Origin of the sequence: Musicola keenii (genome assembly GCF_014855505.1) — a bacterium.
GTDB classification, from domain to species: domain Bacteria; phylum Pseudomonadota; class Gammaproteobacteria; order Enterobacterales; family Enterobacteriaceae; genus Musicola; species Musicola paradisiaca.
Window position 1 is genome coordinate 69,684 of record NZ_JAAWVW010000012.1, and the last position, 17,714, is coordinate 87,397.

Annotated in this window: 14 protein-coding genes; 10 read left to right on the plus strand and 4 right to left on the minus strand. The window is 53.6% G+C overall.

Annotated elements, in window-relative coordinates; all coding sequences use genetic code 11:
• Positions 1 to 590: 590 nt before the first annotated feature.
• Positions 591 to 2,204 carry a sensor histidine kinase gene (locus HEP82_RS13540; protein ID WP_192458561.1) on the plus strand — a complete coding sequence of 538 codons (1,614 nt, stop codon included), beginning with the start codon at positions 591 to 593 and terminating at the stop codon, positions 2,202 to 2,204.
• Positions 2,197 to 2,919, plus strand: coding sequence for a two-component system response regulator DcuR (gene dcuR, locus HEP82_RS13545; protein WP_192458562.1), 723 nt, complete (start codon positions 2,197 to 2,199; stop codon positions 2,917 to 2,919). Before HEP82_RS13540 ends, dcuR begins: the two co-directional genes overlap by 8 nt.
• A 457-nt stretch (positions 2,920 to 3,376) precedes the next feature.
• Here dcuR and HEP82_RS13550 read toward each other — a convergent pair whose 3' ends face one another.
• On the minus strand, positions 3,377 to 4,681 hold the full coding sequence (locus HEP82_RS13550) for a 2-hydroxycarboxylate transporter family protein (RefSeq protein ID WP_407938290.1): 1,305 nt from the start codon (positions 4,679 to 4,681) through the stop codon (positions 3,377 to 3,379).
• A gap of 1,393 nt (positions 4,682 to 6,074) precedes the next feature.
• Between HEP82_RS13550 and dppA the strand changes: the two genes are divergently transcribed.
• From dppA to dppF, 5 genes are all read left to right on the plus strand, one after another.
• Positions 6,075 to 7,682, plus strand: coding sequence for a dipeptide ABC transporter periplasmic-binding protein DppA (dppA, locus tag HEP82_RS13555; protein ID WP_192458564.1), 1,608 nt, complete (start codon positions 6,075 to 6,077; stop codon positions 7,680 to 7,682).
• A 248-nt stretch (positions 7,683 to 7,930) separates the two neighbouring features.
• Positions 7,931 to 8,950 carry a dipeptide ABC transporter permease DppB gene (dppB, locus tag HEP82_RS13560; protein ID WP_192458565.1) on the plus strand — a complete coding sequence of 340 codons (1,020 nt, stop codon included), beginning with the start codon at positions 7,931 to 7,933 and terminating at the stop codon, positions 8,948 to 8,950.
• Between the two features lie 14 nt (positions 8,951 to 8,964).
• Positions 8,965 to 9,864 carry a dipeptide ABC transporter permease DppC gene (gene dppC / locus HEP82_RS13565; protein WP_192458566.1) on the plus strand — a complete coding sequence of 300 codons (900 nt, stop codon included), beginning with the start codon at positions 8,965 to 8,967 and terminating at the stop codon, positions 9,862 to 9,864.
• A gap of 13 nt (positions 9,865 to 9,877) precedes the next feature.
• Positions 9,878 to 10,858: a dipeptide ABC transporter ATP-binding protein gene (gene dppD / locus HEP82_RS13570; protein ID WP_192458567.1), complete on the plus strand. Its 981-nt coding sequence runs from the start codon at positions 9,878 to 9,880 to the stop codon at positions 10,856 to 10,858.
• An 8-nt stretch (positions 10,859 to 10,866) separates the two neighbouring features.
• Positions 10,867 to 11,874: a dipeptide ABC transporter ATP-binding subunit DppF gene (dppF, locus tag HEP82_RS13575; protein ID WP_192458605.1), complete on the plus strand. Its 1,008-nt coding sequence runs from the start codon at positions 10,867 to 10,869 to the stop codon at positions 11,872 to 11,874.
• Positions 11,875 to 12,033: 159 nt separating this feature from the next.
• Here dppF and HEP82_RS13580 read toward each other — a convergent pair whose 3' ends face one another.
• From HEP82_RS13580 to HEP82_RS13590, 3 genes are all read right to left on the minus strand, one after another.
• Positions 12,034 to 13,437: an aminotransferase-like domain-containing protein gene (locus HEP82_RS13580; protein ID WP_192458568.1), complete on the minus strand. Its 1,404-nt coding sequence runs from the start codon at positions 13,435 to 13,437 to the stop codon at positions 12,034 to 12,036.
• A gap of 117 nt (positions 13,438 to 13,554) precedes the next feature.
• Positions 13,555 to 13,923, minus strand: a complete 369-nt coding sequence (locus tag HEP82_RS13585) for a VOC family protein (protein WP_192458569.1) — start codon at positions 13,921 to 13,923, stop codon at positions 13,555 to 13,557.
• A gap of 116 nt (positions 13,924 to 14,039) precedes the next feature.
• The gene (locus HEP82_RS13590; RefSeq protein WP_192458570.1) at positions 14,040 to 14,732 is read right to left on the minus strand and encodes a helix-turn-helix transcriptional regulator; all 693 of its coding nucleotides are present in this window, start codon (positions 14,730 to 14,732) and stop codon (positions 14,040 to 14,042) included.
• A gap of 204 nt (positions 14,733 to 14,936) precedes the next feature.
• Here HEP82_RS13590 and HEP82_RS13595 point away from each other — a divergent pair, with 204 nt between their 5' ends.
• The 3 genes from HEP82_RS13595 (at position 14,937) to bcsQ (ending at position 17,667) form a co-directional block, all read left to right on the plus strand.
• On the plus strand, positions 14,937 to 15,839 hold the full coding sequence (locus tag HEP82_RS13595; RefSeq protein WP_192458571.1) for an EamA family transporter: 903 nt from the start codon (positions 14,937 to 14,939) through the stop codon (positions 15,837 to 15,839).
• Between the two features lie 431 nt (positions 15,840 to 16,270).
• Positions 16,271 to 16,879 (plus strand): cellulose biosynthesis protein BcsO, encoded by a 609-nt coding sequence (gene bcsO, locus HEP82_RS13600; protein ID WP_192458572.1) that lies wholly within the window; start codon positions 16,271 to 16,273, stop codon positions 16,877 to 16,879.
• Positions 16,870 to 17,667, plus strand: coding sequence for a cellulose biosynthesis protein BcsQ (gene bcsQ / locus HEP82_RS13605; RefSeq protein WP_192458573.1), 798 nt, complete (start codon positions 16,870 to 16,872; stop codon positions 17,665 to 17,667). The genes bcsO and bcsQ overlap by 10 nt, the downstream gene beginning before the upstream one ends.
• Positions 17,668 to 17,714: the final 47 nt, after the last annotated feature.

Sequence of the window (17,714 nt, forward strand, 5' to 3'; positions counted from 1 at the left end):
ATTTTTGCCTTAAGATCCTGTCTCTGATTCAGATGAAACAAGTATGGACGATGTTATTCTCGATACGGAATGGTGGTTGGATGTCCTCTATTTGCATCGTTTCCGCCGTCTGAGAATAAATAATTCATAATTAATTCAATTGAATCAAAAAATTAACTAACGAATTGGTTTTTATTTCCAGAAAATCGAATAAACCAACCGTATTTATTAATTACTTTTTAGTTTTTTAAGTTAAAAAACATTCCAGAGCATTTTTCGGTTTAATCAGTATTATTTTACTGTTATCTCTCGATATTTCCGACGTATTACTCCTTTTAGGTCATTATGATGCTATTTTCCCGTCGGATACCGTTGATCTCGATCAAGGAAGCCCCAACGAGCCGTGATGAGTTATTTAAAAATGGAGATGATTCGTCATTTATTGGATAACGGATGAGCGGGTACTGATAATAGTTCATCGTTCGTATCCATCGGCTTGATATTGCCGTCGGTTTTTTTATAAACGATGACGGGATTGTGGTTAATCTCAGCGAACCGGACGAATGAAAAGGTTAATATAGCGGGATAATAATACTATTCCGGAGCGCAACATGGGTAAGAAGAAGGTACCGCTGAAACTGGGTACTTCGATTATTCTGATGGTATCGGCCGTGATCGGCTCGGTTCTGCTGGTGGTTTACGCCCTGCTGTTTTTCCGTATCAGTGAACTGACGGAAACCCATCTCAAAGCCCGTGCTTTCGCCATTGCCCGCACAGTGGCGATGGCGCCCGTGGTGATCAATGACCTGAAGGATATCGGCGACCCGATGCGGGTTCAGCGGTTTTCGGAAGAGGTGCGGCGTCGCAACCATCTGCTGTTTGTCATCGTCACGGATATGGATGGGATCCGGCATTCTCATCCCGAACCGGATTTGATCGGGCGTCATTTTATTGGCGACGATCTTTATCCCGCCTTGCTGGGGCTGGAGAATACGGCGGTGAACCGTGGCGTGCTGGATCCGGCGTTGCGCGTGTTCACACCGGTGTTGGATGAGAACGGCAAACAAATCGGCGTGGTTGCTGTGGGGATTTCGTTGTCCAGTGTGCAATCGGTGATTGATGAAAACCGCTGGATCATCCCCTGGACTATCCTGTTCGGCGCGCTGGTCGGTCTGTTGGGCACCTATTTTCTGGTTAAAGCGCTCAAGCGCATCATGCTGGGGTTCGAGCCGTTTGAAATTTCGAATTTGTTTGAGCAGCGCAATGCCATGCTCAAGCAAATCAAGGAAGGGGTGGTGGCGGTGGATACCGATTTACGCATCACCATCATCAATGATGAGGCCAAACGGCTATTTAATCAGCATGATGGCGGAGAACGACTGGCGATAGGCAAAGATATCAGTCACTGGCCGGCGTTGATGAATCTGGAAAAAGTGGTGAAAGCCGGCAACCCGCAGCAAGATGAAGAGATCAATTTCAATGGCAATTTACTGCTGACCAACACCGTACCGGTGGTGGTTAATGGGGATATTATCGGCGCTATCGCCACCTTCCGCGATAAAACCGAGGTGGGGCAGTTAATACAACGCCTGACCGGCATTTCCTATTATGCGGACGCGCTGCGGGCGCAGTCCCATGAGTTCATGAATAAGTTGCATGTGATACTTGGCATGCTGCATTTAAAATATTACCCGCAGTTGGAAGAATATATTCTGAAAACCGCCAATAATTATCAGACGGAAATCGGTTCAATCATTCGCAAAGTGAAATCCCCGGTGATTGCGGGCTTTCTGTTAGGTAAAATCAACCGCGCCAGGGATCTGGGTATTACGTTGTCCATCAGTGAGGATAGCCTGCTGCCCGATACGGATGACGCGCAGGTGACGAATGAATTAATTACCGTACTGGGCAATCTGATCGAGAATGCGATGGATGCCATGGCTGGCCTGGAAAATCGGGAAATCGTCGTGACATTCCACCATCGCAATAATTGTCTGCATTGTTCGGTTAGCGATGATGGCCCCGGCATTCCATTGGATGTACAGCAGCATATTTATCAGGAAGGTTTTTCGACCAAAGGCAGCGGACGCGGTATCGGCCTGCATCTGACCAAGCAGAGTCTGGAGAAAATAGGCGGTACCATTGATTTTGAATCCGAACCGGATGTTTATACTCAGTTTTTCGTAATTATTCCTTATCAGGCAAGGCAGTTTGACCATGATTAATGTACTGATCGTAGACGATGACGCTATGGTGGCGGAGTTGAACAAGTGTTACCTGAGCCAGGTCTCGGGGTTTAGCTGCTATGCGACGGTGCCCACGCTGCAGCAGGCGCGGAATCTGCTGATGCAGCCGGATTGCGAGATAGACCTGGTTCTGCTGGATATTTATATGCAGCAGGACAACGGTCTGGATCTGTTGCCGACCATCCGTGAGTTCAGCGAACACACGGATGTGATCATCATTTCGTCGGCCAGCGATGTGTACACCATCAAAAAAGCGCTGCATTACGGCGTGGTGGATTATCTGATCAAGCCTTTCCAGTTCGCCCGTTTTGAGCAGGCGCTGACCGCTTACCGCGAAGAAGCTAATCTGTTCAAACACCGGGACTTCGTGGCGCAGGCGGATATCGATAACCTGATCCGCCGCACCAGCGGCAGCCCGGTCGCGGAGCGCAAGAAATTACCCAAAGGGCTGACCAGCCTGACGTTGCGCACGGTATGCGAGTGGATCGAGAGCAACGAGAACACCGAGTTTTCGACCGAAATGCTGGCCAATGCGATCGGCATTTCTCGCGTATCCTGCCGTAAGTATCTGATCTATCTGGCTGAAACCGGTGTTTTGGCAACCAACATTCTTTACGGTTCCACCGGTCGTCCGGTTTATCTCTACCGGTTGCTGCCGGAAAAACAGGATGCGTTGCGCCAGTATTGCGAATAATCACGGGGCCACTCGCAGTGGCCCTAAAACCGTGGTTTATCCCTTCCCTGATGTCATCACCGGCGGTTACGCTGTGTTATCCGAACGCCCGTTCGGCCTGGCTTTCTCGCATCTGAAGATGCGCATCCGTGTGAAACCGAAACATGGGCATCCCGGTGTTTTTCTGTCTCATTGGCGTATGCGTCCGGCATTAAAAGCCCATCCCAATAGGTTGTTTGCGTTGTCGGCACCCTGAATCTCCCACACGGTGTGTACGCTCCGGCTTTCGCGTGGTTCGCGTCCATCCGACGGCTCAATGGTGCTTAGGGGGCCGGCTCTGAGAGCAAGAACGATAACCAATATAAATGGTTACAGTGCGGTGGTGCGGTGTGTCGACAAGCGATGTGCGGAATGACGGTATGAAGGGCGAGAAAGAGAGGAACGTTGACGGCGGCGGGCGCCGTCAACGGACGCGGAATCAGCGCATGATCCAGCTCATCAGCAGGGTGGCGCAGATAACGGTGGATGCACCGCCGATGCGAGTTGCGATTTGTGCAAACGGCATCAGGGACATGCGGTTGGACGCGGACAAAATCGCGACGTCGCCGGTGCCGCCCAGACCGCTGTGGCAGCTGGTCACGATAGAGGCTTCAATCGGGTACATCTTCAGATAGGGTGCGATAAAGAAGCTAATCAGCGCCATGGACATCACGACGGACGCGCAAACTACCACATAGCCGACGGAGAACACGGCCACCACACTTTCCAGCGGTACGTAAAGCATGCCGAGGCCAATCATCAGCGGCCACACCAGTGAGCTGGAAACGAATTTGTAGAAGCTGTTGGCGCCGGTTTCCATACTTTCCGGAATCACACGACCGTATTTGCACATGACCGCGATCAGGATCATCAGAACCGGGCCGGGGATGTGCACAACCTTCTCGAACAAGCCGCCGACGATGAAGAAGGTGCAGATCAACAGCAGGCCGCCGCCCATCAGGTGGAAATCGATGACTTTAGGCGCTTCTTTCACGGAGAAAATGGCGTTATCGTCGGCGTTGCGCACCAGATTGCCGTTACCGTTCAGGTCGCGGCGTACCGTACCGAGGCGAGCCAGTACGCCCGCGCAGATGATGGCGAAAATATTACCCACAACCGCAGCCGGCGCTAGCTGGGCCACGTACACATCCGGCGTCTGGCCGAGAATGGACGAGTAAGCCAGCGAAAGCGGCAGAATGCCTTCGCCGATGCCGCCGCCGATGATCGGAACGATGATGAAGAAGAAGGTGTGGTAGAAGGTATAGCCGAACACTTTACCGACCAGCAAGCCGGTGACGACGGCGGTAAAGGTGCCGATGACCAACGGAATGAACATACGCACCATACCCTGAATCAGGATGACGCGATTCATACCGAGAATACTGCCCACGACCAGACTGGCGATGACGAAATACAGGAAATTGGCATCCTTCATCAGTAGCTTAACCGTATCCAGCGTATTCGCATTGAACATATGGAAATAAACCAGCACGGAAGGAACCATCAGACAAAGAATAGCGGGGCCGCCAACATCTTTAAGTACGGGAATTAGCCGGCCGATATGAGCCAGTAAAAAACCCATCGTCATAATCACGGCAAATCCACCGATCATATTTTTAGGCAGATATCCGGCATAGGCGGCAATAAACACAATGACGCCGATAGCCAGAAAAAGAATAAACGGTACAGACCCAATCTGGATCTTATTTAGGCTAAAGCCTGTTGGTGCGGAAGCGGCGAGCATATTTTCGCTCATCATTTCAGCTTTTGCATTTTTCATTATATTCACCCTGTTGTAGCGGCATGGTACAGAGAAAAGCGATCGTCCCGGCAAGCCGTTTCATCGCGTTTACGAGCGCATAGCACAAGCAATAGAAACACAACCAATAATGAGGAATTATTTATTTTTCTATATAAAATCCATGGGTAATCTAACATGATCAAATGTTAAAAATAATAGTCATAGAATACATGAATGAGAGATTTGTGAACCCGTCGGCAATTCGTTTTTAAATAACTTAATTGCCTTTTTTCTAATTAAAGTTAATTGATTGCTTCGATGGAGGGTTATTTAAATAAAAGAGGTATCCTGAAAGTGAGTAAGCAATACCTTAGCAAGGTAATTATCCAAATTAATTGAAACTTAAAAAACTTAATTAAATATTTTACTTGTTGTTGCTCCCTATTTTTATTCTTATTTTCTCCAAATCGTTTATACCCGTCATACCTCAAGTCGCAGGTGCGTTGGCTGCCCTTGCTCACCCCAGTCACTTAGTTGAGTAAGCTCCTGGGGATTCACTCGGTTGCCGTCTTCCTGCAACTCGAATGGTTTTGGGTATATACCCCGAATAATTCGAATTGCGGGACAACACGGCTGGTGTTGACCCATTAAGACCGGGCTCATTAAGCGCCTTGTCACGCGGCAAGTGAGAACACCCCGATACGCTTACTCCACGAGTGGTTTGTGGGTGTTAACGTACCCCACCCATTCGCCCGGTTGTTTGTTAATCCGATAACATACAGTGATAAGGATTCACTTCATCAGCAGACCCTGGCTACGGGAATGTCTTGCTGCCATCAACTATCGGGTTTTTTTATGATGCGTAAATAGTGAGGAGGGTGTGACAGGCATGATAGAAATACATCATGGAAAAACCAATTTTGTCAGTATTTTCACTCGTTTTTAACCTTTTTAACAATAAATAATGCTCATTAAATAACCATTCAAGACAATTTTCGTATGGTTTTTTTAAGGGAAATAATCGTAATTTTTAGGTTATTTTTGGTTTTTTATATCAATGAAATTTATTTTCATGGCTTTTAATTTCAACTTAATGTGTTTTTTTTGCCTGATTTTTCTTCTGTTTTTTTGTGATTTAGGTTTGTAAATCCTAACATGTAATATTGACGGATTTGTGATCTGTTGACACATTGATGGCGTTTACAGGGAGGAGATTGGCGGAGTACCTAGGGTGAAAACGATTACCCAGGGGCAAGGCGGCGGTCTTTTTCCACGTTGCTGCGTGTCATTCCCTCTTTCGTTATTCGCGCCTTCGGGACGATATAAGTACAGGCCGCCTCGATAAGAACAATAGGTCTGACTAAAACACACAACATCCACAATGGAGCTAACGTAGATGGCTAACTCCCTGATTAAATCAAGGGTATTGAAATTCAGCCTTGGTCTGCTGGCGCTGTCCGTAGCCGCTGGCGTACAGGCGAAAACACTGGTGTATTGCTCGGAAGGTTCGCCGGAAGGGTTTAATCCACAGTTGTTTACTTCCGGCACCACGTTTGATGCCAGCTCGATTCCCATTTACAACCGTCTGGTGGAATTCAAAAGCGGCACCACGGAGATTGAACCGGGTCTGGCTGAGAAGTGGGACATCAGTGCAGATGGCAAAACCTATACTTTTCACCTGCGTAAAGGTGTGAAGTGGCAGGACGGCAAAGAATTTAAACCGAGCCGCACGCTTAATGCGGACGATGTACTGTTCTCCTTCCAGCGTCAGCTGGACGCCAACCACCCGTATCACAAGGTATCCGGCGGCAGTTACGAATACTTTGAAGGCATGGGGATGCCGGAGCTGATCAGCAAGATCGAAAAAGTGGACGATTACACGGTTCGCTTCCAGCTGACCCGCGCTGAAGCGCCATTCCTGGCCGATTTGGCGATGGACTTCGCTTCCGTTATGTCCGCAGAGTACGCCGACAAGATGCTCAAAGCCGGCACGCCGGAAAAAATCGACCTGGATCCGATCGGTACTGGCCCGTTCCAGTTGCAGCAGTACCAGAAAGATTCCCGTATCCTCTACAAGCGTTTCGACGATTTCTGGGGCACCAAACCGGGTATCGATCGTCTGGTTTTCTCCATCACACCTGATGCCTCTGTGCGTTATGCCAAGTTGCAGAAAAACGAATGTCAGATCATGCCGTATCCGAACCCGGCGGATCTGGCCAGTATGAAGCAGGAAAAAAACATCAACTTGCTGCAGAAACCGGGGTTGAACGTCGGTTATCTGTCCTACAACGTCGAGAAGAAACCGCTGGACAACGTGAAAGTGCGTCAAGCGCTGACTTACGCGGTCAACAAGCAGGCGATCATCGACGCGGTGTATCAGGGCGCCGGCCAGGCGGCCAAGAACCTGATTCCGCCGACGATGTGGGGCTATAACGACGATGTGAAGGACTACGTTTACGATCCGGTCAAGGCCAAAGCGTTACTGAAGGAAGCCGGTCTGGAAAACGGTTTCGAGATTGACCTGTGGGCGATGCCGGTACAACGTCCGTACAACCCGAACGCCCGTCGTATGGCAGAGATGATTCAGGCTGACTGGGCGAAAGTCGGCGTGAAAGCCAAAATCGTCACCTACGAATGGGGTGAGTACCTGAAACGCGCCAAAGCCGGTGAACACCAGACTGTGCTGATGGGCTGGACTGGCGATAACGGGGATCCGGATAACTTCCTGGCCACCCTGTTCAGTTGCGACGCGGCGAAGAAAGGTTCCAACTACTCCAAATGGTGCTACAAGCCGTTTGAGGATTTGATTCAACCGGCGCGCGCAACTTCCGATCAGGCTAAACGTATCGAGCTGTACAAACAGGCTCAGATGGTGATGCACGATCAGGCGCCTGCGCTGATTGTGGCCCACTCCACCGTGTACGAACCGATCCGTCAAAACGTGAAAGGCTATGTCATTGAGCCGCGCGGCGTGCATAGCTTCAACCACGTATCATTAGATTAATCATCCGTCACGTTACGTTCATGGGTGATAGCCGTTGTGCTATCGCCCCTGTTGCTTCCTGAGAGCTTCGGTTTTCAGCCAATCAATGGGGGCGGTTCCTTCGCCCGATTAAGCCTTGTTTCGCAACAGCGTCCATGCAGGTAAAGACCTGCGGGCGTCGAGAAAGCGCCGAACCAGGCTTGCCATGATGAGCAATGACAAGCCCGATGGTGTATGCCATCGGGCGTTTTATACAGAGAGTTCGGGATATGTTGCAGTTCATACTCCGACGTTTGGGGTTGGTTATCCCAACGTTTATCGGCATCACCTTGCTGACTTTCGCTTTCGTGCATCTGATCCCCGGCGACCCGGTGATGATCATGGCAGGGGAGCGCGGAATTTCGCCTGAGCGTCACGCCCAATTAATGGCGGAGCTGGGCCTGGATAAACCGCTGTGGGAACAGTATCTCCATTACATCAATGGCGTACTGCACGGCGATTTGGGGATGTCGCTCAAAAGCCGCATTCCGGTATGGGACGAGTTTGTGCCACGTTTCAAAGCCACGTTGGAACTGGGCGTCTGCGCCATGATTTTCGCGGTGATCGTCGGGATTCCGGTCGGTGTGCTGGCGGCGGTCAAGCGTGGTTCCATTTTCGATCATACTGCGGTCAGCGTGGCGCTGACCGGCTACTCCATGCCGATTTTCTGGTGGGGCATGATGCTGATCATGCTGATGTCGGTGCACTTCAACCTGACGCCGGTGTCTGGCCGTATGGGCGATACCGTGTTTTTGGACGACGCCTTGCCGCTGACCGGTTTTGCGCTGATTGATACCCTGATCTGGGGGGCCGAGGGCGACTTCAAGGACGCCATCATGCACATGATTTTGCCGGCGATAGTGTTGGGCACCATTCCACTGGCGGTGATCGTGCGTATGACCCGTTCCGCCATGCTGGAAGTGCTGGGGGAAGACTACATTCGTACCGCCCGCGCCAAAGGGTTGAGCCGCCTGAGGGTGATCGTGGTTCATGCGTTGCGCAATGCCATGCTGCCGGTTGTCACGGTGATCGGCCTGCAGGTCGGCACCATGCTGGCGGGCGCTATTCTGACCGAAACCATTTTCTCCTGGCCGGGCCTGGGGCGCTGGCTGATCGACGCGCTGCAACGCCGTGATTACCCGGTGGTGCAAGGCGGGGTGCTGCTGGTCGCCACCATGATCATCATGGTGAACCTGCTGGTCGACCTGCTGTACGGCGTGGTCAACCCGCGCATCCGGCACAAGAAATAAGGGGAGAGACGGAAATGAGTCAAGTTACAGAGCCGGTGGTCAATGCTCCGGCGCCGATGACCCCATTGCAGGAATTCTGGCACTACTTTAAACGCAACAAAGGCGCGGTAGTCGGTCTGGTTTATGTGGCGATCATGCTGGTTTTGGCACTGGGCGCCGGCGTGCTGGCGCCGCATTCCCCGGCCGAGCAGTTCCGTGACGCTTTGCTGCACCCGCCGGTATGGCAGGACGGCGGCAGCTGGCAGTTTATTCTGGGAACCGACGATGTCGGACGCGATATTCTGTCGCGCCTGATGTATGGCGCGCGCCTGTCGCTGTTGGTCGGTTGCCTGGTGGTGGTGATGTCGTTGATCCTCGGTATCGTCTTCGGGCTGGTGGCCGGTTACTTCGGCGGTGCCGTTGACGCGGCCATTATGCGTCTGGTGGATATCATGCTGGCGTTGCCCAGCCTGTTGTTGGCGCTGGTGCTGGTGGCGATTTTCGGGCCGTCCATCGTCAATGCCTCGCTGGCGTTGACCTTTGTCTCTTTGCCGCATTATGTGCGCCTGACGCGCGCGGCGGTGCTGGTGGAGGTCAATCGCGATTATGTGGTGGCATCCCGTGTGGCGGGCGCCGGCGCATTGCGCCAGATGTTCGTCAACATTTTCCCTAACTGCCTGGCGCCGCTGATCGTGCAGGCATCAATGGGTTTTTCCAACGCCATTCTCGACATGGCTGCGCTTGGGTTCCTCGGCATGGGCGCACAGCCGCCCACACCGGAATGGGGCACCATGCTCTCCGACGTGCTGCAGTTTGCGCAGAGCGCCTGGTGGGTGGTGACGTTCCCCGGTCTGGCGATTCTGCTGACGGTATTGGCATTTAACCTGATGGGGGACGGCCTGCGTGATGCTCTCGACCCCAAACTCAAGCAGTAACAGAGGTAGAGAGATGGCGTTACTCAACGTAGAGAAACTGTCCGTTCACTTTGGCGACGAGGGGCTGCCGTTTCGTGCGGTAGACCGTATCAGCTATCAGGTGGAACAAGGGCAGGTGGTCGGCATCGTCGGCGAGTCCGGTTCCGGCAAATCCGTCAGTTCGCTGGCGATCATGGGGCTGATTGATTTCCCCGGCAAGGTGATGGCCGACCGGTTGGAATTCAACCAGCGCGATTTGCAGACGCTGTCTGAAAAAGAGCGGCGTCAATTGGTCGGGTCGGAAGTGGCGATGATTTTCCAGGATCCGATGACCAGCCTTAATCCGTGTTACACCGTGGGTTTCCAGATTATGGAAGCCATCAAGGTGCATCAGGGCGGCAACCGTAAAACCCGCCGTCAACGGGCTATCGATCTGTTGAATCAGGTGGGTATCCCCGACCCGGAAGCGCGGCTGGATGTGTTTCCGCATCAGCTGTCCGGTGGGATGAGCCAGCGCGTGATGATCGCCATGGCGATCGCCTGCCGGCCGAAGCTATTGATCGCCGACGAGCCGACGACGGCACTGGACGTGACCATTCAGGCGCAGATCATCGAACTGCTGCTGGACTTGCAGCAGAAAGAGAACATGGCGCTGATCTTGATTACCCACGATCTGGCGCTGGTGGCGGAAGCGGCGCAACACATCATCGTGATGTATGCCGGGCAGGTGGTGGAATCGGGCCGGGCGGAGGATATTTTCCATGCGCCGCGTCACCCTTACACCCAGGCGTTATTGCGCGCGCTGCCGGAGTTTGCGGTGGATAAATCCCGTCTGGCGTCGTTGCCGGGCGTGGTGCCGGGCAAGTATGACCGGCCGAACGGCTGCCTGCTGAATCCACGCTGCCCGTATGCCAGCGATCGTTGCCGTCAGGAAGAACCGGCGTTGCGGGATATCCCCGGCCGCCAGGTGAAATGTCACACACCGCTGGATGATGCGGGGAGGCCAACCGTATGAGCCAGACCATGAATGCCGCCGGGCAGCCGTACCTGCTCGAAGCGATTGATTTGAAAAAATACTACCCAGTTAAAAAGGGGATGTTCGCCCCGGAACGGCTGGTGAAAGCGCTGGACGGCGTGTCTTTCACGCTGGAACGCGGCAAAACGCTGGCGGTGGTGGGGGAATCCGGTTGCGGTAAATCGACGCTTGGCCGTCTGTTGACCATGATCGAAACCCCGACGCACGGCGAGCTGTACTACAAGGGTCAGGATCTGCTGATACCGGATCCGGCGGCGCAGAAGCTGCGGCGGCAGAAGATCCAGATCGTGTTCCAGAACCCGTATGCGTCGCTCAATCCACGCAAGAAGGTCGGGCAGATTCTGGAAGAACCGCTGGTGATCAATACCGATCTCAGCAGGGCGGAACGTCGTGAAAAAGCGCTGACGATGATGGCGAAAGTCGGTTTGAAAACCGAACACTACGATCGCTACCCGCACATGTTCTCCGGCGGCCAGCGTCAGCGTATTGCCATCGCTCGCGGCCTGATGCTTGAGCCGGATGTGGTGATTGCCGACGAGCCGGTGTCGGCGTTGGACGTCTCGGTGCGTGCGCAGGTGCTGAACCTGATGATGGATTTGCAGCAGGAGATGGGGCTGTCCTATGTGTTCATTTCCCATGACCTGTCGGTAGTGGAGCATATCGCCGACGAAGTGATGGTGATGTACCTCGGCCGTTGCGTGGAGAAAGGCAGCAAGGCGCAGATTTTCGACAATCCGCGCCATCCCTATACGCAGGCGCTGTTGTCGGCGACGCCACGCCTGAACCCGGCGGCCCGCCGTGAGCGCATCAAGCTGACCGGCGAGTTGCCGAGCCCGCTGAATCCGCCGCCGGGATGCGCGTTCAGCGCCCGCTGCCAGCACCGTTTCGGCACCTGCACCCAGTTGCAGCCGCCGCTGAAAAGCTACGGCGAACAACGGGTGGCCTGCTTTGCGGTTGAGCAGGAAGAAGAACGGAACGCGGCGCCGGTCGAATAATCCCCGCCTGAAATCTTGTCTGGCGGCCGGGCTTGGTCACGCAAGCCCGGCCGCGCGGGAACCGTGGGGATGTCTTATTTCCGCCGTCGCCCGCCGACACAAAGATGACGCCGGTCGGGCGGTTGTCGTGCATTTCCCTCGTCGAATCCACCCGCCGTGTTAGCGCTCGCTTACCCACTGTGCCAGCAGCCTGATGGCCTGATGCACTTCTTCGTTCCAGCCGAAACCGGCATTCAAGCGTAAGCACCGCGCATAGCGATTGTCGCTGGCGAAAATATGCCCCGGCGCAATACCGATGCCTGCCTGGCGCGCCCGGGAGAAGAGTTCGCGCGATGAGGCCGAACCGGGTGGTAACGTCACCCAGATGACATAACCGCCTTCCGGCTGCGAGACGACGGTGCCGGCCGGGAAATAACGTAAAACGGCGTGGCGTAAATGGGCAATCTGGCGCTCCAGTTCGCGCCGCAACCGACGCAGATGCGCATCGTAACCGCCGTTGCGCAGCAGTTCCGCCAGCGCGACCTGCGGTGTCAGGGAGGTGCCCATGGTGGAAGTGAATTTCAGTGCGGCGATGTTGCGCTGCCAGCGCGCGCTGCTGACCCAACCGATGCGGATGCCGGGGCCGACGGTTTTGGAAAACCCGTTGCACAGCAGCACATTCTGGCTGTAGGCCCGCAGCGGAAACGGACGCCGATCGCCGAAGGCGGTATCGGCAAAGGTATCGTCTTCAATCAGCGCGATATCATGGCGGTCCGCGGCGGCGGCGATACGGCGTTTTTTCTCTTCCGGCAGGCTGGTGCCGAGCGGATTGTTGATATTGGTCAGGGAGATAAACGCACTGACCTGCCGTGTGGCGAACAGCGATTCCAACTGTTCCACGTCCACATGGCCGTCGACGTCCGGGCCGACTTCGACCACCCGCAGCGCCAGATTGCGTAGCATCTGCAGCAGTACGAAATAGCACGGCGATTGTACGGCGACGGCGTCGCCCGCCTGAGTGACCGCCCGCAGCGAGAGCGACAGCGCTTCGATACAACCGTTGGTGATCAGCATGTCTTCCGGCGCCAGATGGCAGCCGTAGTCGAGCGCCCGGCGAGCAATTTCTATTTTTAGCGGCAGATAGCCGCTACCTTTGACGTCATTGCCCAGCAACATTGGATCCGCGTAGCTGATCTGGCGGATAAGCCGTCCCATTCTTTTCAATGGGTAGAGCGCGTTATCGCCGTTGGCGAGATCGAGACGTACCCGGCATTCCGTACCTACCAGCGAGAGATGCAACGCCATCTGTTCGTCCAGCGCCGGTAACGCTACCGGCTGCGGCGGTGTCGTTATACAAAGAGCGCTGGTGGTTGCCGCGACAAAAAATCCGGATTTGGGACGGGCGACGGCGAAATGTTCGTCCTCCAGCGTTCGTAACACCTTCATGGCGGTGGTGGCACTGGTCCCGTGCTGTTGCGCCAGCGCCCTAACCGACGGTAGGCGGTGGTTGGCGGGCAATGTGCCTGAACGGATGGCCTGAATGAAATGATCGGCTATTTGTCGATAACGGGGCATAGCGGACATGAAAACAACCTAAAGGCAGCGGCATTGAGGTGGACAGAGTACGTTGAACATCGCACCGCGTGCAATGCCGTCTGCCGACGGGGCGACCCGCCGGCAAGGTATTGGCATCAGCCGGGTTTATTCCAGATAAGTGAATACGCGCAACCGGTGGCCGTCCGGATCCTGCGCGGTGAAGGTATAACCGAAATCCATCTCTAGCGGTGTTTGGATAATGGTCACTGTCTGCTCGATCCAACGGGCGTAGCAGGCATCGACATCGGCCCGGTTTTTCAGGCGAAACGCCAGCTCGCCGGAGAAACCCTCCTGCCGGGGTGCGGGCTGAACGGTGTGTTTTGACCACAGTCCGAGCAGGATGTCTGTTTTAAGGGCGAACAGGGCGAAGGTGGGGGATTGCTCCAACGGCGGTTGTTCCAGTAATTGGCGGTAAAAGTGAGCGCTGTGAGCCGGATTATCAACATAGAGCAGTATGTAGTGAGCATCGGTCATGGTGAACTCCTTGAGCGTTGAGGAATGTGTCGCGCCCAAACCTTAGCCTGAAGTGCTGACAGTTTTTGTCAGCAGTGTCGGGAATTGTCTGTATTGAGGTAGAGGGGATCACCAGGTTAGAACGGCAGGCGGATCCCCTCCTGTTCGCTCCATTGTTTGAGCAAACGACGCCGGGGTACCGGGTAAGTCTGTTCTTCCACCCGTAGTGTAAGGATGCTGTCGGTGCGGAAATGGCGGAAAGCCTGGCGTGTTTCGCACCAGGCGCCGACCAGGCGTACCTGTTCAAAATAGCCGAGCACAAAGGGCCAGATGCAACGTTCCGACTCTTGTCCCTGACGATCCCGGTAGCGTACCGTGACTTTGCGTCCGCGGCGGATGGCGCGGCGTAACAACGGGATATCGACGGTATCCGGAGTATTTTCGCGCGGCGTGGCGACCAGCAAGGCGGTGGCGTCCAGCGTTTCCCGCAGCGTATCCGGCAAGATGGCGGCTATCTTCATCAATGCGCTGCGGGCGCCTTCCTGCAAACGGGGATCCGCCTGTCTGGCGACCCAGCGCGAACCCAGCACCAGCGCTTCGATCTCCTCTTCGCTGAACATCAACGGCGGCAGGGTAAAACCGGGCAACAACACATAACCCAGGCCGGCCTCGCCGACGATGGTGGCGCCCTGCTCCTGCAATGTGGCGATATCGCGATAAAGCGTGCGCAAACTGACGCCCAGTTGCTCCGCCAACTGCGGGCCGGGGACGGCAAACCGGTGGTTTCGCAGCAGTTGAACCAGAGTCAGTAGTCGCTGGGTTCGGGACATAGGCGCCTCATCGTCGCATCGTTATGGCTGGAGCACTCATTCTATACCGGTCATACGTCACGTAGCAGGGGCGAGGCGTAATCCATGCGCTCGTCTGTATTACCTGTGATTTCCTGCGTCTGTGTCTGTCGGCCGGCCTGTTTTATCAGTAACGTTGTTAAAACGCGGCGTGGGTGAGCGCTTCATGAAGAGCAGGAAAAGACGATGACGATAAAAGACAGGTTGCTGGCGCTTTGCGTGGTGGTGATATGGGGCGTGAATTTTGTGGTGATAAAAGTCGGGTTACAGCATATGCCGCCATTGTTGCTGGCGGGGCTGCGTTTTTTACTGGTGGCATTCCCGGCCATTTTGCTGGTGCCCCGTCCCCGCTTGCCTGTGCGCTGGCTGGCTGCCTATGGTATGACCATCAGTTTTGGCCAATTTGCCTTTTTATTCAGTGCGATAAAATTAGGTATGCCGGTGGGGCTCGCCTCGCTGATTCTGCAGGCTCAGGCGTTTTTCACACTTCTGATTGGCGGTTTATGCTTTGGCGAATCGTTACGCTGGAATCAGTATGTCGGCATGGCTGCCGCCGCCGGAGGGATTCTGGTACTGGCGGAGGGCAGCACGATTTCGGTGTCCGGCATTACGCTGACCGCGTTGTTGCTGACGCTGGCGGCTGCATTTTCCTGGGCCTGCGGCAACCATTGCAACCGGCAGATTATGCAGCGGTATGCGGTAAACGCCATGTCGCTGGTGATTTGGAGTGCGTTGATTCCAGCCGGGTTGTTTTTACTGTGTTCATGGTGGTTTGAAAGCGGAGAACGGGTAATAGCAAGTTTGGCAACCATCAGCCTGTCTACAGTGCTGGCGTTGATGTATCTGTCTTTTCTGTCAACCATCATTGGGTATGGGCTGTGGGGGCGATTGCTGGCACGTTATGACACTTGGCGCGTGGCGCCGCTGTCGTTGCTGGTGCCGATCGTCGGGCTGTTGAGCGCCATGTTGTTGTTGGGCGAGACGTTATCCTGGGTGCAACTGGCCGGTATTTTGTTGGTGATGCTGGGATTGTTGATCAATCTGTTCGGGTCGCGGCTTATTTTTTTGAAGCGAGTTCGATATTCATAATAAATTCATATTCTCGCTAGCAGCGTCTCCTTCTGTTTCAGAAGGAGATTTTTTTATGGGATTTATAGCACTATTTAAGTTTATTTATGTGTCATAACTAAGAGTTTTTTATTTGTATTATTGCTTTTATTAGAGCATTCAACAAATTGTTGAGAGGGTGGTAAACAAGTTCTCATGAAAAAAAAGAATATTCATTAGAATATGACGCGGTATTTCATGGATGGTATATATCATTTTTTATTATTAAATTGTTGTTTATGTAATTTTCAATACTGAAAAATGAATTTGATGTTGCTGGGTTTTGTTTTTTATCAAAAGGTAATTTACCTCATGTCTAAATATGGGTATAAATAATAGACTCATGGCCTGTATTTCGCCCAGTGATCCAGTGCTTCATTCGTCAATTATCCTTCTGAGGATATTTCAATAACATGAAAAATTATGATGATATGCAGCGCTTTAAGGACAAAGCCCGTATAAAAGATATCACGTTCAGGGATATGTCCGGTCCGATATCGCAGCCGGAAACGGCGGTCTGGCCGGTTGTCAGGTCATTGTTAAAAATCCAAGAACATCAAGATGTTACACTGGGTGGTGAACCCGCCAATGTCGCACATGCGGAGCGAGTCAGGTTTGAGCACCTTGCTACGCCGATGATGCCGGCCAGGGTGAGTGATGCGGCTGTCAGGACGTCCGGCGCCGTTGAGTCCTCCCGCTCGTTGATCGGCGAGATTGATGCTTTGCTGGTATCGCATGATGCGCCCTTGCCTGAACCGGAAAGGATCGTGAGCGCGGTTTTGCCGTTGGTTGACCCCGCGCCCGTGATACCGGCAAGCCCTCCATTAATGTCGACTGCGCCGGCTCCTACGCCCGTTTCTTTGCCGGAACAGCCGCTATTCCAAAACGCGCGCCATGACGTACCGCCAGAACCCCCCCGTTTTCGGAGTCTGTTCAGCGCCTATAATAAGCCAACAAGTTCGGTGGTATCGAAAGATATGCCGCTGGAACCACTACTGAAGAAGATCGCATCATGCCGTTGATTTGTATTTGTTCCCCTAAAGGTGGCGTTGGTAAGACGACTGTCGCAGCCAATCTGGCTTATACGCTGGCGCGTAGCGGTAGCAAAGTGTTGGCGATTGATTTTGATCCGCAAAACGCGCTGCGGCTACATTTCGGCGTCGCGCTGACCGATACCCGCGGCTATGTCGCCAAATCGGGCGATGTGGCGGACTGGAGTCAATCGATCCTGACGACGGACGAGAATATTTTCCTGCTGCCATACGGCGACGTGACGGAAGAACAGCGTCTGGCGTTTGAACACAGCCTGGAAACCGATCCGCTATTTCTGCAACGAGGGCTCAGCACGGTGATGAATTATCCGGGGCTGGTGGTGGTGGCGGATTTTCCTCCTGGCCCAGGCCCCGCGCTGAAGGCGATGACGAATCTGGCCGACCTGCATCTGGTGGTCATGCTGGCGGATACTGCCTCGCTCTCGGTATTTCCGCACATTGAAGGGAATAAACTCACCGGTGAAGAGTTGAACCACAAAAAAGGCTATTACCTGTTGTTGAATCAGACAGATAACCGTCGTTCGGTCAGCAGTCAGGTGACGTCGTTCGTGCAACAGCGGATGGCGGACAAGCTGATTGGTTGCGTGCATCGGGATGAAAGCGTCGCAGAGGCCAACGCATCACAACGATCTATTTTCGATTTCAATCCGGTATCGGCGGCGGCATTCGATATTGAGCTGATCGGTAAACGGGTTGCGTCCGTGCTGGATATTAAAATAGGTAATGGCGAAGTCCACGCCGATTTTAAAACCGGCTAAAAAGTCGAATTAACGACCTTTTCTTTGATTTTATTATAAATACCTGT